The following is a 12,596-nucleotide window of genomic DNA, read 5'->3' on the forward strand; positions in this document are numbered from 1 at the left end:
ACAGATGGACGCCGCCGTGTCGGTGGAAGGTTGTCGCCTGGCGGCCCGGAGAAACCGTCGCCGCGCGGCCTGAAGCAACCGTCGCTGGGCGGCCTGGAGCAACCGTCGCTGGGCGGCCTGGAGAAGGAAGTCACCGGTTCGCTACACCACTACTCTGGTGGATCGCACCGGTGCCGCCTGGGTCGGTGCCGGCAGCGGACGGGCGGTGGTCGGCACCGCCACGGCGGGCCGGGCCGAGCGGGATGCGGCGACGGCCGGGGCGACTGTGGCCGGAACAAGGTGTGGTTCCTCGGCGGCGAGCCGTTTGCGCAGCGTGCCGAGCGCCCGGGAGGTCTGACTCTTCACCGTGCCCGGTGAGATGTTCAACAGAGCCGCGGTCTGGGCCTCGGAGAGGTCTTCGTAGTAGCGCAGCACCAGCACCGCACGTTGTCGGGCGGGCAACGCCTTGACATGGCGCCAGAGCACGTCCCGCTCCAGCTGCTGTTGGATGAGATCCGGGCCGGCCCGTTCCGGCAGCGTCTCCGTGGGACGTTCACCGTGCCAGCGCCGACGCCACCAGCTGGTCGCGGTGTTGACCAGCACCCGGCGGGCGTACGGCTCCACCGCCTCGATCTGGCCGAGCCGCTTCCAGGCCAGGTACGTCTTGGTCAGCGCGGTCTGCAGCAGGTCCTCGGCGGTCGCCCAGTCACCGGCGAGCAGATAGGCGGTACGCAGCAGCGCCCCGGAGCGGGATGCGACGAACTCGCGGAAGTCCTCCTCCACGGAGTTGCTGGGCGTCATCGGCTACCTCCCCCGTCACCGGACACGGTACGCCGAACGGGACACCGTCGGGGTCGGACCGACCGGTGGTGGGGCCGGGCGGAAGGACACAACCGCGACGCCGTCACGCTCCGTCTTCCGCTTTGGCGGCGGCTTCGTCCTTGCTCAACCGTGCCTCGACGGCCTGCGGCTCGTACATCTCCTCGACCACCCGGAGGTAGAGCTCGTTCGGGTTCGGCAGGTGCTTGACCTCGCGCAGCGCCTGCTCCTGGCCGGCCGATTCGAGAATGAACGTGCCGTAGTTGAGGAAGCGGCCGAGCGGTGACTGCTCGTACTTCATGTCGGTCACCCGCAGCAGCGGCATCATCGCCACGTTACGGGTGACGATGCCGTTGACCACCATCACCCGCTTGTTGGTGAGGATGAAGCGGTCGAACCACCAGTCCGCGATCTTCCAGCCGACCCAGCCGAGCACACCGAGCCAGAGCAGCACCGCCACCGTGGTCAGGCCGCCGACGTCCTGACCGGCGAGGAAGCCGGAGAAGTAGCCGAGGACGAAGGTCGCGACCACCCCGATCAGCAGTGGGGTGGACAGGTGGATCCAGTGCCGTTTCCACTCGCCCCGGTAGCGTTCGGTGGGAAAGAGATACCGCGCGACCAGCGAGGTGGGCTCGTCCTCGAGGGGCAGCACCCGGCGTGGCTGCACCGGCATGCCGGAGGCGTCGACCTGGAGGCCGGCGAGCTCGTCGGCGGAGATGTCCGGCGGCGAATAGCTGATGATCGGCTCGTCGGGCACCTGGCGGGTGCCGCCGCCGGACCGGCCGCCGTAGCCGGCGCTGCTGGCGTACGCGGGGCCATCCGAGTACGCCGGACCGTCCCCGTAGGACGGCCCCGCACCGAAGTGGGGGCCGTCCTCCGGACGGATCTGCGGAATCGGCTCGGTGTCGCGTTGACGGCGCCGGCGTGCGGCCTCGTCGTCAGCGTCGGGGGGCTCGGAGGGGTTGCCCATGGACGACTAGGCCACGAGGCTGGTGAAGAAGTCGCCGAACCCCTGCGCAATGTCGACGATGCCGCCGCCCACCGACTTGAACACGTCGGCCGCCGAGTCGGGCCGGAACGCGACGAAGAAAATCAGGAACGCGATTCCGCCCCAGGTGAGGACCTTCTTGACCATTGCGGGCCATCCCCCTCCGTGTGGCGCGCCGCGACGCTCGTCCCGGCGTTACTAGAATATCAGCCCATCGTCCCGCGGTGGTGTAGTTGATCGTGGGAAAAGGTGTTCACGCTTTCCCGTGCAGGTACGGCGACGGCGCGCCGTACACGATCCCGGTCGGCACCTCCTCGGACAGGTCGTGCAGGACGATCTCCTCGGCCAGCAGGTAGCCGGCGTTCGCCGGCCAGGCCACTGCGTACAGCCACAGGCCGCGCGCCTCGCCGACGTAGGCACAGCGGTCCGGCTCGGCCGGAATCGACCACAAGGGAGTCGGATGTCCGCCGGCCCGCAACTTGGCGTGCGGACCGCCGCCGCCCGGACCCCCGCCGGCGGTCTGCTGGTCACCGAGCACCCCGGTCAGTAGCTGCCCGGGATCCGGGCCGGGCAGTCCGGCGAACCTGGTGCCCAGACCCACCCCGGGCTCCTCGGCCACCAGCACCAGATCGGCCGGCCCGCCGGAGACCGGAGCGGGGCCACTGAACGCGGTGACCGTCGCCCGGACCGCCTCCCGGTCGTCGCCGACCCAGCCGACACCGGTCAACGTCCAGCCCGGCAGCAGCGGCCAGATCGCCCACAGTGGCACCGGCGCGGCCCGGCCCGGCCCAGCGGTGGCCAGCAGCCGGTGCGCCACACTCGCGACGATCTCAGCCCCGATGTGCTCGGCGACGTGCAGCGGGGGCACCGGCCCGCAACCGTCACAGCGGGACTCGGTGTGCATCAGGTCGGGCGGCCGCACCGGGCCTCCGCAACGAGGACAGCTCACCATCACACCCACGCCACCCACGTTGCTCGCCGGGCCGCTCCCCCGTCAAGCGAACCGGCTTTTTCGGTCGTTCTTTCCCTCTGTCGCGGGTCGGTACACCCCACCTGGCCAGGACGTTCGCCACTACCGGCCGGTCCGCGCCGCCACTACCGACCGGTCGACGTCGCCTCAGCCCGGTCGACGCGGCCACCGCCCGGTCGCCGCCGGCGTCTCGGCGGGGTCCGGCGGCGGCCCGGCGTGCGCCTGGATCCACGCGTGCATCGCGATGCCGCTCGCCACCCCGGCGTTGATCGACCGGGTGGAACCGTACTGGGCGATCGAGAACAGCAGCTCACAGCCGGCCCGAGCGTCGTCGGACAGACCGGGGCCCTCCTGTCCGAACAGCAGGACGCAGCGGCGCGGCAACCGTACCGTCTCGATCGGCCGGGAACCGGCCAGGTTGTCGATCCCGACGACCGGCAGTTGGAGCCGACCTGCCCAGGCCAGCAGGCCGGCGATATCGGCGTGGTGGCGGACGTGCTGGTACCGGTCGGTGACCATGGCACCCCGGCGGTTCCACCGACGCCGCCCGACGATGTGCACCTCGGCGGCGAGAAAGGCGTTCGCGTTGCGGACCACCGTGCCGATGTTCAGGTCGTGCTGCCAGTTCTCGATCGCCACGTGAAACGAGTGCCGGCGCTGGTCGAGGTCGGCGACGATCGACTCGCGGCGCCAGTACCGGTAACGGTCGACGACGTTGCGGCGGTCCCCGGCGGCGAGCAGTTCGGGGTCGTAACGCGGGTCCGAGGGCCAGTCACCGGGCCACGGGCCGACGCCGATCTGCGCCACGTCGGTCCGGGCGTCGTCACTCACTCCGTCGCCGACCGGCGGACCCGACCGCGCTGCGCTCTGCCACTGCTCCACGCTCTGCAGAGCCTACGGACCCGTCGCCGGTGCCAGGATGCGGGACATCACGGCCCAGGGGCGCCGGCGGGTCGCCGGCCGCGCATCCGCGCACTCCTGGACGGGCCTCGTTTCCGGGCCTGGACGCAATGAACGGCGGGGCCCTCCCCGGCACCCGCCGTCCACGCTCTGATGCTTAGAGATTCTGCCGGACCCACCCCGGCTCGGGAAGGGCAGGAGCGGAGACGGAAGTCACAGTTATCGTTTTGTTACATTACGCTGCGTAGTTGAATTGAAGATCCAACCGATCCACCAGCGGTGGCGTTTACCCTAGTCACCCCGCTACTTTTCGACGAAACCGCGCACCACCTGCGAAAACGACTGGAAACGCTCCCATCACGATGAGTAACCGCCGCCTGGCGCGTTTCGCGAGGTATCGATCGGGAATGCTGTAGCACGCAGAGCGGTTTCCCACGGTAGACCGGGGAATCACGGCCCCACATCTGGCGATCGGAGACATCGATGGCAACCGCTGAGCTAACCGCCGAGAACTTCGACGAGGTAACCTCCGGCGACGGCATCGTCCTGGTGGATTTCTGGGCGAGTTGGTGCGGACCCTGCGTACGGTTCGCTCCCGTCTACGAGCGCTCATCCGACAAGCACACCGACATCACCTTCGGCAAGGTGGACACCGAGGCGCAGCAGGCGCTCGCCGCCAAGTTCGACATCCGGTCGATCCCGACGATCATGGCCATCCGCGACGGCGTCGTCGTCTTCGCGCAGCCCGGTGCGCTCCCGGAGTCCGCATTGGAGTCCCTGATCGAGCAGGTCAGGGCGCTCGACATGGACGACGTTCGCAAGCAGCTGGCATCGCACAACCACTGACCGGGCACGGCCAGGGCGGGCTACCGGTCGCCGACCGCTGACCGGTAGCCCGCGACCGTGGCCGCCAGCACCTGGGCTCCCGGTCGCTGCCACACCAGCTCGTGGAACACCTCGACCTCGACCGGCCCGGTGTAGCCGGCCGCGTCCACCGCCGTGGCGAACCTGCCGAGGTCGATGCAGCCGGAGCCCGGCAGACCGCGTCCCAGCAGGACCCCCGCCGGCAGCGGAGTGATCCAGTCGGCGAGTTGGAAGCAGGCGATCCGACCGGCCCGGCCGGCCCGCTCGATCTGCGCCCACACCTGGTCGTCCCACCACACGTGATAGGTGTCGACCACCACGCCGACCGCCTCCGGCGGGTACGGCTCAGCGAGATCCAGCGCCTGGCCGAGCGTCGACACCACGCACCGGTCGGCGCAGAACATCGGATGCAACGGCTCGATCGCCAGGGTCACCCCGGCCTGCAACGCGTACGGAACCAGCCGGCCCACCGCGTCACCGACCCGGGCCCGGGCACCGTCCAGATCTCGGCCGTCCTGGCCGCCCGAGACCAGTACCAGGACCGGGGCACCGAGCTCGGCGGCCTCGTCGATGGCGCGCCGGTTGTCGTCGTACCAGTCGTCCGCGCCGAAGAAGCCGCCCCGGCACAGCGAGGTGACCGGCAGACCGGCACCCCGGCACAGTTCGGCGGTCCGGCGCAGTCCGTACGCGGCGGTCTCCTCGCGCCACAGGCCGACCCCGCGGACCCCGGCGGCGACGCAGCCGGCGACCAGCTCCGGCATCGGCCAGCGTCGGGTGGTCGCCGCGTTGAGCGCGAACCGGGGCGGCGCCGGCCCGACACCGGCCGCCGGTACCTCGATCCCGGCGAACGGGTCACTCACCGGTCAGCTCCGGCACCTCGATCCGCCGGCCCTCGCGCGCCGACCGCAGGCCCAGCTCGGCGAGCTGCACCCCGCGCGCGCCGGCCCACAGGTCCCAGCCGTACGGGGCGTCCTCGACGACATGCCGCAGGAAAAGCTCCCACTGCGCCTTGAACCCGTTGTCGAACTCCTCGTTGTCGGGCACCGTCTGCCACTGCGCACGGAACTCCTCGGTGACCGGCAGGTCCGGGTTCCACACTGGTTTCGGCGTGGTCGAGCGGTGCTGGACCCGGCAGTTGCGCAGCCCGGCGACCGCGCTGCCCTCGGTGCCGTCCACCTGGAACTCCACCAGTTCGTCGCGGTACACCCGGACCGCCCAGGACGAGTTGATCTGGGCGATGATCCGGCCGCCGTCGGGCCCCGGCCGGTCGATCTCGAAGATGCCATACGCGGCGTCGTCCGCCGTGGCGTCGTACGGCTCACCTGACTCGTCCCAGCGGCGGTCGACGTGGGTGGCCACCTGCGCGGTCACCGAGGTCACTCGGCCGAAGATCTGCTCCAGCACGTAGTGCCAGTGCGGGAACATGTCCACGGTGATCCCGCCGCCGTCCGCCGCCCGGTAGTTCCACGACGGCCGCTGCGCGGACTGCCAGTCCCCCTCGAACACCCAGTACCCGAATTCACCGCGTACCGACAGGATTCGGCCGAAAAAGCCGCCCTTGACCAGCCGATCGAGCTTGCGCAGGCCGGGCAGGAACAGCTTGTCCTGCACGACGCCGTGCTTGATCCCGGCCGCGTCGGCCAGCCGGGCCAGGTCGACCGCACCAGCCAGATCCTCGGCGGTGGGCTTCTCGGTGTAGATGTGCTTGCCGGCCTCGATCGCCAGCCGCAGCGACTTCTCCCGCTGCGCGGTGACCTGCGCGTCGAAATAGATCTGCAGGTCGGGGCGGGCCAGCGCGGCGGCGAGATCGGTGGTCCACTCGGTGAGGCCGTGCCGGTCGGCGAGTTCGCGCAGCTTGTTCTCGTTCCGCCCGACCAGTACTGGTTCCGGCCACAACCGGGTGCCGTCGGCCAGCGACAGTCCACCCTGGTCCCGGATGGCGAGCAGGGACCGGACCAGGTGCTGCCGGTATCCCATCCGACCGGTGACGCCGTTGAGGATGATCCCGATGGTGGTGCGGGCCATGCCTCGCCTCCTTCGAAGTGGTGGTGGCGGGAATCTGTCCTAGCGATCTGTGCTGGCGAGAAGTTGTACTTGCGGGAAGTTGTGCTGGCGGGAGCGGTGGGTGTCTGGCGCAGGTCAGCGAGGTAGTGCGGACCGAGCGAGGTAAGCGCTTTCCGGCGTACGCTACTGCCTCTCCGCAGCGTTCGGCAAGGGCTTTCCCGGCTCGCCACCGGCCAGTCACGCTATCCTCACCGCAAGCATTCCGGACCGCGCGCAATGCCGCGAGCATCCGGCCTGGCCGGCTCCCACTCCGCTGCGGGAGCCCGGGAAAGGAGCGGGTCGTGGCCACACTGGCCGATGTCGCGAAACGCGCCGGCGTGTCCCCGGCCACCGCCTCGCGGATCATCAACGGCAGCAGCAAACCGGTCACCGAAGCGCTGCGCGAACGGGTGCTGGCCGCGGTCGAGGAGCTGCAGTACGTCCCGAACGCCCACGCGCAGTCGCTGGCCCGGTCGCACCGCAGCGCGATCGGCGTCATCGTGCACGACGTGTCCGACCCGTACTTCGCGGAGATCACCCGTGGCCTGCAGCGGGTGGCGACCGAACACGGCCGGTTGGTGATCATCTGCAACAGCTACCGGGATCCGGACAAGGAGCTGCAGTACGTCGAGCTGCTCCGCGCCCATCAGGTGGCGGCGATCGTCCTCGCCGGATCCGGCTACCACGACGAGGCGTTCACCGCGACGCTCGCCGGCAAGCTGCGGGTGTACGAGCGCACCGGCGGACGGGTGGCGGTGATCGGTCGGCACGAGCATGCCGGCGACGCGGTGGTGCCGGACAACGAGATGGGCGGCTACCTGCTCGGCGCCGAGCTCTACTCCCTCGGGCACACCGACTTCGGGGTCGTCGCCGGGCCGAAGGTGCTGACCACTACCACCGACCGGCTCGCCGGGCTGCGTCGGGCCGCCCGCGAACACGGCCAGAAGCTGCCGGCGCGGCGGGTGGCGTACGCCGACTTCGACCGGGCCAGTGGCGCCGCGACCGCGGCCAGCCTGCTGGACGCCGAGCCCGGATTGACCGCGATCGCGGCGCTGAACGACTCGATGGCGATCGGCGTGCTGGCGTTGCTGCGCTCCCGCGGCATCGTCGTGCCCGACCAGTTCAGCGTGGTCGGCTTCGACGACATGCCGGTCGCCCGGGACGTGACGCCGGCGCTGACCACCGTACGGCTGCCGCTGGCCGAGATGGGCGCCCGGGCGATGACGCTGGCGCTGCAGCCGCCGGGCGGGGCACGCCCACCGCTCATCGAGGAGATCGGCGCCGAGCTCGTCCGCCGGGACAGCGCCGGGCCGCCCCGGACGGGTGTGATCTGACCGGCGCGAACGGGTGTGGTCCGATCGGCGCGCAGACTTGCTCCGGCGTCGTACACATGTTCGAATGATGGCCATGCGTTGGGACACCTTGTCGGCTCCCCCCGACCAGCAGGTCCCTTCCGGGGCAGCGCCGGCGGCTCCGCCCCTGCCGCTGGCGCTGCCCGAGACCGTGCAGCGCACCTTCGACACGCCCGGCTTCGTCGGGATGACCTTCTACGAGATCCACGCCCGGTCGATCATCAACCGGGTGCGTGGCTCCGGCCGCGTCCCGTTCGAGTGGACCGTCAACCCGTACCGCGGCTGCGGCCACGCCTGCACGTACTGCTTCGCCCGCAACACCCACACCTACCTGGACCTCGACGCCGGCCTCGACTTCGACACGAAGATCGTCGTGAAGGTCAACGCCGCGGCGTTGCTCCGCCGGGAGCTGGCCGCGCCCAGCTGGTCGGGCGGGCCGATCGCGATGGGCACCAACGTCGACTGCTACCAACGCGCCGAGGGACGCTACCGGCTGATGCCCGGGATCATCGACGCTCTGAGTGCCGCCGCCAATCCGTTCTCCATCCTCACCAAGGGCACGTTGATCCTGCGGGATCTGCCGCTGCTGCGCCGGGCCGCCCAGGTCACCCGGGTCAGCCTGGCCATGTCGGTCGGGTTCGTCGACGAGCCCCTGTGGCGGGCGGTCGAGCCCGGCGCGCCGAGCCCGTCCCGACGGCTCGACACGGTCCGCGCGTTGACCGACGCCGGCTTCGACGTCGGGGTGCTGATGGCGCCGATCCTGCCCGGGCTGACCGACGACGCGGAGTCGATCGAGGCCACCGTCGGCGCGATCGCCCGGGCCGGCGCGGTCAGCGTCACCCCGCTGCCGCTGCATCTGCGTCCCGGCGCCCGCGAGTGGTACGCCGCCTGGCTCGGCCGGACCCGCCCCGATCTCGTCCCGCGTTACCGGGCGCTGTTCCGCTCCGGGTCCTACCTGCCGCAGGCGTACCAGCGGGAGGTCGTGGGCCGGGTGCGGATGGCCGCTCGCCGGCACGGCCTGTCCCCCACCGGGCCGGGTGCCGCCCGGCGGCTCGACGAGGCGGGCGGTGCCACCGGGAACTAGGCTCGACGGGTGAGGACTCCGCAACAGATCCTGGCCGACGCGCAAACCATCGCCGTCGTCGGCGCGTCACGCGACCCGGCGAAGTCGGCGCACAGCGTGCCGGCGCAGCTCATCCGGTACGGCTGGCGGGTCATCCCGGTCAACCCGCACGTCGCCGAGATCTTCGGCCAGCCGACCTACCCGAGCCTCGCCGACCTCGACGTACCGGTCGATCTGGTCAACGTCTTCCGGCCGGTACCGGAGGCCGTCGAGGTGGTGCGTGCCGCGGTGCGGATCGGTGCCCCCGCCGTGTGGCTGCAGAGCGGGATCGCCTCGCCGGTCGCCCGCGACATCGCCGCCGCGGCCGGCATCGACTACGTCGAGGACCGGTGTACGGCCGTCGAACGGGCCCTCGGCGGCCTCACCCGGGCCGGCTGACCCGGTCAGCGGTACTCGGCCTCCCGGACGCTGTTGCCACCATCGACGACGAGCATCTGGCCGGTGATGTAGGAGGCGGCCGGCGAGCAGAAGAAGGCGATGGCGGCAGCCACCTCGTCTGGGGTGCCGGGACGGCCGATCGGCGTACCCATGCCCTGCTTGAGCTCGGTGACCGTCGACGCGGCCGTGTAGATCGTGCCCGGTGCGACCGCGTTGACGGTCACGCCGTCGGCCACCATCTCCATCGCCAGCGCCCGGGTGAGCCCGACCACGCCGGCTTTCGCGGCCGCGTACCCCGCCTCGGTGGGCAGTGCGTTGACCGGCCCGGCGGTGGCTGCCAGGTTGACGATCCGGCCCCAGCCACGCTCCGACATCCCACCGATGAAGGCCCGGCTGCACAGGAACGCGGTGGTGAGGTTGCGGTCGATCTCCGCCCGCCACTCCTCGAAGGTGAGCTGGGCCACCGGCCGCAACACCTCCGGGCTGGCCCGACTGGCCAGTCCTGCGTTGTTGACCAGCACCTCCACGTCGCCCAACTGTTCGGACACTGCGTCCGCCAACGCGCCGACCTCGGCCTCGTCGGTGAGGTCCGCGACGAACCCGGTCGCGCCGAGCTCCGCCGCCCGCTCGTGGATCCGCCGGGTGGTGGAGACGATCGCCACCCGGGCACCGAGCTCGCCGAGCCTTCTGGCCGTGGCGTAGCCGATCCCGTCCGAGCTGCCGGCACCGGTCACCAGTGCGACCCGGCCGTCCAGACGCAACGTGCCGAGTTCGGGTGCCGGCCCGGCCGCACGGTCCGGAGCCGTCCGGTCCGAATCGGTTCCGTCCCGGTCCGGACTGGACGGGACGGCGGTTGACCGCTGGTCCGGTCCGGGGCGCAGGGTGGCGACCGGGGACGGGTGTGGGCCGGTGTCCTGTCCGGCGCTGCCGACCACGGCTCGTACGTCAGAAACCATGGACTGATCCTGCCCGCTGGTGCCGTCGCGGGCAACGACGCTGCCCGTGAGCGGTTCGCCAGTACCGACTACTCTGATCGGGCGAACCCGCCCCGCAGAGAGACCACCGCCGATGAGCCAACCCCAGCAGCCGGGCAATTGGAGCGATCCGTCCTGGCCGAGCTACCAGTCGCCGGCCGGCTACCCGGCGACCGACCAGCAGCCAACCGGGTACGGCGTGCCCGGCCAGCCGCCGGCCGGCTATCCGGCGACCGGCTACCCGCCAGCCGGGTACGCCGCGCCGGGCTACCTGTATCCGCCGCCCGCCCCGATGCCGATGAACGGCCGGGCGATCGCCGCGCTGGTCCTCGGCGTCCTCGGCGTCCTCGGGCTGTGCGGCTACCTGGTACCCGGGTTGATCGGCATCGTCGGCGCGCTGCTCGGGCACTCCGCCCGGCGTCAGATCCGCACCGCGGCCGAGCAGGGTCGTCCGGAGCAGGGCGACGGGATGGCACTGGCCGGGATGATCACCGGCTGGATCGCGTTTGGCCTCGGGCTGGCCGGGGCGGTTCTCGTCACGGTCGCGATCGCGGCCAGCATCAGCCAGGGCTAGCAGCAGCCGGGCCCAAAGAAGGAGATCCGGGTGAAGGAGCCAGACGCCGGCGGCCAGATCCGCCCGCCATCGCCGCAGTCCCCGCAGACCGGTGCCGGGCCGGCACCGGCCGACGGGCAACCGCCGCGCGGCGAGCTACCGCCACCGGACCAGTACCCGCCACCGGGCCAGTACCCGCCGCCGGGCTATCCGGCCGGCGGATCCCAGTACGGTGGGTACCCGTACGGCTATGCCCCGCCGCAACCAACGAACGGCATGGCACTCGCGTCGTTCATCGTGTCGCTGGTCAGCCTGTTCAGCTGTCCGCTGCTCGGTGGGATCGCGGTCTACCTCGGGCGCCGGTCCCGCGAGGAGATTCGCCGGACCGGCCAGCAGGGCGACGGGCTCGCCCAGGCCGGCGTGATCATCGGCTGGTGCGGGGTCGGCTTCGGGGTGCTGATGGCGCTGTTCATGGTGGTCTACTTCGGATTCATCATCGCCATGCTCAACAGCAGCACGGCCGGCTTCTGAGCTTGGCGGCCGCGCCGTCGGGCAGGGCGGTGCGCTGACGAGGTCCGGGTCAGGCCGGTGGACCGGCCTCCGGCGGCAGCGGCGGTGGCGTGCGGCTGCGGGTTCCGCCGAGTACGACCACCGCGACACCGACCAGCAACAGCCCGAGCCCGGGCAACGCGGCGGTACGGGGCACCTGGCCCAGCCACAGCCAGGCGATCAGCGCGGCGCCGGGCACCTCCAGCAGGATGAGCACGCTAACCGTGGTCGCGGGGATCTTGTGCAGGGCGTAGCTGAACATCGAATGGCCGAGCAGTTGGGCGCCGACCACCAGGCCGAGCACCGCCAACCAGGCCGAGCCGGGGAACCCGGTCAGTTGGATCCCGCCGGCCAGGCAGACCACGAGCAGCACGGCGGCGCAGACCCCGTAACAGATCGTGGTGTACGTGGTGGTGCTGATCGTCTGCCTGGCCTGCTCGCCGAGCGCGGTGTAGCAGGCGGCGAAGACCGCCCCGGCCAGGGCCAGCAGGTCACCGAGGACTGCCTGCGCGTCAAACCCGACGTCGGCCCCGGTGGCGAGCACCGCGCCGAGCACCGCGAGACCGATCCCGCCCCAGGTGACCAGCGGCAGTCGCCGGCCCTGAGCCAGGGCGATCAGGCCCTGCCAGACCGGCTGGGTGGCGACCAGCGCGGTGGCGGTCGCCACCGAGGTGAGTTGTGCGCTCGGCATCCAGGTGCCGAAGTGCGCGGCGAGGGCGACACCGGCCAACGCGCTCCAGCCGGCCTGGCTACGGCCGCCCGGTCGGGCCAGCAGCCGCAGCTCGGGCCGGCGCCGGGCCAGTACGAAGGGCGCGACCGCACCGGTGGCCAGCACGTTGCGCCAGAAGGCGACGGCGAGGGCGGGCGCGGCGGCGAAGGCGATCAGCGGCGCCGAGGTGGACACGGCGAGTACGGCGATCGCGGTGGCACCGGTGGCGAGCAGCTCACCCCGGCCGCCCGGACCGGAGGGGTCGGCACCGGAGGACACGGGATCTGATCCTCACAGACCACCGACCGGGTCCGTGCACCGGGACCGCGTCGACGGGCCGGCAACAGACCCTCGACAGGCCACCGCGTCACCTCGCGGGGCCGGCTGCGGCGCGA

At 71.5% G+C, this 12,596-nt stretch carries 14 protein-coding genes and 1 pseudogene; 6 read left to right on the forward strand and 9 right to left on the reverse strand.

The annotated features are described in order from the left end of the window. Positions 1–141: 141 nt before the first annotated feature. From O7629_RS22525 to O7629_RS22545, 5 genes are all read right to left on the reverse strand, one after another. Positions 142–780 (reverse strand): SigE family RNA polymerase sigma factor, encoded by a 639-nt coding sequence (locus O7629_RS22525; protein ID WP_278171573.1) that lies wholly within the window; start codon positions 778–780, stop codon positions 142–144. Positions 781–883: 103 nt separating this feature from the next. After that, complete coding sequence (locus O7629_RS22530; RefSeq protein WP_278171575.1) at positions 884–1,768, reverse strand: PH domain-containing protein; 885 nt, start codon at positions 1,766–1,768, stop codon at positions 884–886. Between the two features lie 6 nt (positions 1,769–1,774). Then, complete coding sequence (locus O7629_RS22535; RefSeq protein ID WP_199757972.1) at positions 1,775–1,933, reverse strand: hypothetical protein; 159 nt, start codon at positions 1,931–1,933, stop codon at positions 1,775–1,777. Between the two features lie 106 nt (positions 1,934–2,039). Next, the gene (locus O7629_RS22540) at positions 2,040–2,738 is read right to left on the reverse strand and encodes a DUF6758 family protein (RefSeq protein WP_347403736.1); all 699 of its coding nucleotides are present in this window, start codon (positions 2,736–2,738) and stop codon (positions 2,040–2,042) included. Between the two features lie 165 nt (positions 2,739–2,903). Next, positions 2,904–3,563: an RNA methyltransferase gene (locus O7629_RS22545; protein ID WP_278174638.1), complete on the reverse strand. Its 660-nt coding sequence runs from the start codon at positions 3,561–3,563 to the stop codon at positions 2,904–2,906. Positions 3,564–4,139: 576 nt separating this feature from the next. Here O7629_RS22545 and trxA point away from each other — a divergent pair. Beyond that, positions 4,140–4,502 (forward strand): thioredoxin, encoded by a 363-nt coding sequence (gene trxA, locus O7629_RS22550; protein WP_278171577.1) that lies wholly within the window; start codon positions 4,140–4,142, stop codon positions 4,500–4,502. Between the two features lie 20 nt (positions 4,503–4,522). Here the strand turns inward: trxA and O7629_RS22555 are convergent, their stop codons facing one another. Both O7629_RS22555 and O7629_RS22560 read right to left on the reverse strand, forming a co-directional pair. After that, positions 4,523–5,281 (reverse strand): sugar phosphate isomerase/epimerase family protein, encoded by a 759-nt coding sequence (locus tag O7629_RS22555; protein ID WP_278174639.1) that lies wholly within the window; start codon positions 5,279–5,281, stop codon positions 4,523–4,525. A 91-nt stretch (positions 5,282–5,372) separates the two neighbouring features. Further along, positions 5,373–6,545 carry a Gfo/Idh/MocA family oxidoreductase gene (locus O7629_RS22560; RefSeq protein WP_278171579.1) on the reverse strand — a complete coding sequence of 391 codons (1,173 nt, stop codon included), beginning with the start codon at positions 6,543–6,545 and terminating at the stop codon, positions 5,373–5,375. 320 nt (positions 6,546–6,865) lie between these two features. Between O7629_RS22560 and O7629_RS22565 the strand changes: the two genes are divergently transcribed. The 3 genes from O7629_RS22565 to O7629_RS22575 all read left to right on the forward strand — a co-directional run bounded on the left by O7629_RS22565 (position 6,866) and on the right by O7629_RS22575 (position 9,416). Further along, positions 6,866–7,897 (forward strand): LacI family DNA-binding transcriptional regulator, encoded by a 1,032-nt coding sequence (locus O7629_RS22565; RefSeq protein WP_278171580.1) that lies wholly within the window; start codon positions 6,866–6,868, stop codon positions 7,895–7,897. Positions 7,898–7,970: 73 nt separating this feature from the next. Next, positions 7,971–8,999 (forward strand): Rv2578c family radical SAM protein, encoded by a 1,029-nt coding sequence (locus O7629_RS22570; RefSeq protein ID WP_278171582.1) that lies wholly within the window; start codon positions 7,971–7,973, stop codon positions 8,997–8,999. A gap of 9 nt (positions 9,000–9,008) precedes the next feature. Further along, complete coding sequence (locus O7629_RS22575) at positions 9,009–9,416, forward strand: CoA-binding protein (protein WP_278171584.1); 408 nt, start codon at positions 9,009–9,011, stop codon at positions 9,414–9,416. Positions 9,417–9,421: 5 nt separating this feature from the next. Here the strand turns inward: O7629_RS22575 and O7629_RS22580 are convergent. Next, a pseudogene (locus O7629_RS22580) lies at positions 9,422–10,180 on the reverse strand (SDR family NAD(P)-dependent oxidoreductase); the annotation flags it as partial. Positions 10,181–10,484: 304 nt separating this feature from the next. Between O7629_RS22580 and O7629_RS22585 the strand changes: the two are divergent. Together O7629_RS22585 and O7629_RS22590 are read left to right on the forward strand one after the other, a co-directional pair. Next, positions 10,485–10,964, forward strand: coding sequence for a DUF4190 domain-containing protein (locus tag O7629_RS22585; RefSeq protein WP_278171587.1), 480 nt, complete (start codon positions 10,485–10,487; stop codon positions 10,962–10,964). Between the two features lie 30 nt (positions 10,965–10,994). Next, a complete protein-coding gene (locus O7629_RS22590; protein ID WP_278171588.1) occupies positions 10,995–11,474 on the forward strand; it encodes a DUF4190 domain-containing protein in 480 nt (159 codons plus the stop codon). A 49-nt stretch (positions 11,475–11,523) separates the two neighbouring features. Here the strand turns inward: O7629_RS22590 and O7629_RS22595 are convergent, their stop codons facing one another. Then, positions 11,524–12,480 (reverse strand): DMT family transporter, encoded by a 957-nt coding sequence (locus O7629_RS22595; RefSeq protein WP_278171590.1) that lies wholly within the window; start codon positions 12,478–12,480, stop codon positions 11,524–11,526. Positions 12,481–12,596: the final 116 nt, after the last annotated feature.

The organism is Solwaraspora sp. WMMD792 (assembly GCF_029626105.1).
Taxonomy (GTDB): domain Bacteria; phylum Actinomycetota; class Actinomycetes; order Mycobacteriales; family Micromonosporaceae; genus Micromonospora_E.

Coding starts and splice junctions, on each gene's coding strand:
- O7629_RS22525 (WP_278171573.1), bottom strand. CDS start 780: ATGACGCCCAGCAACTCCGTGGAGGAGGACTTCCGCGAGTTCGTCGCA.
- O7629_RS22530 (WP_278171575.1), bottom strand. CDS start 1,768: ATGGGCAACCCCTCCGAGCCCCCCGACGCTGACGACGAGGCCGCACGC.
- O7629_RS22535 (WP_199757972.1), bottom strand. CDS start 1,933: ATGGTCAAGAAGGTCCTCACCTGGGGCGGAATCGCGTTCCTGATTTTC.
- O7629_RS22540 (WP_347403736.1), bottom strand. CDS start 2,738: ATGGTGAGCTGTCCTCGTTGCGGAGGCCCGGTGCGGCCGCCCGACCTG.
- trxA (WP_278171577.1), top strand. CDS start 4,140: ATGGCAACCGCTGAGCTAACCGCCGAGAACTTCGACGAGGTAACCTCC.
- O7629_RS22555 (WP_278174639.1), bottom strand. CDS start 5,281: ATGCCGGAGCTGGTCGCCGGCTGCGTCGCCGCCGGGGTCCGCGGGGTC.
- O7629_RS22560 (WP_278171579.1), bottom strand. CDS start 6,545: ATGGCCCGCACCACCATCGGGATCATCCTCAACGGCGTCACCGGTCGG.
- O7629_RS22570 (WP_278171582.1), top strand. CDS start 7,971: ATGCGTTGGGACACCTTGTCGGCTCCCCCCGACCAGCAGGTCCCTTCC.
- O7629_RS22585 (WP_278171587.1), top strand. CDS start 10,485: ATGAGCCAACCCCAGCAGCCGGGCAATTGGAGCGATCCGTCCTGGCCG.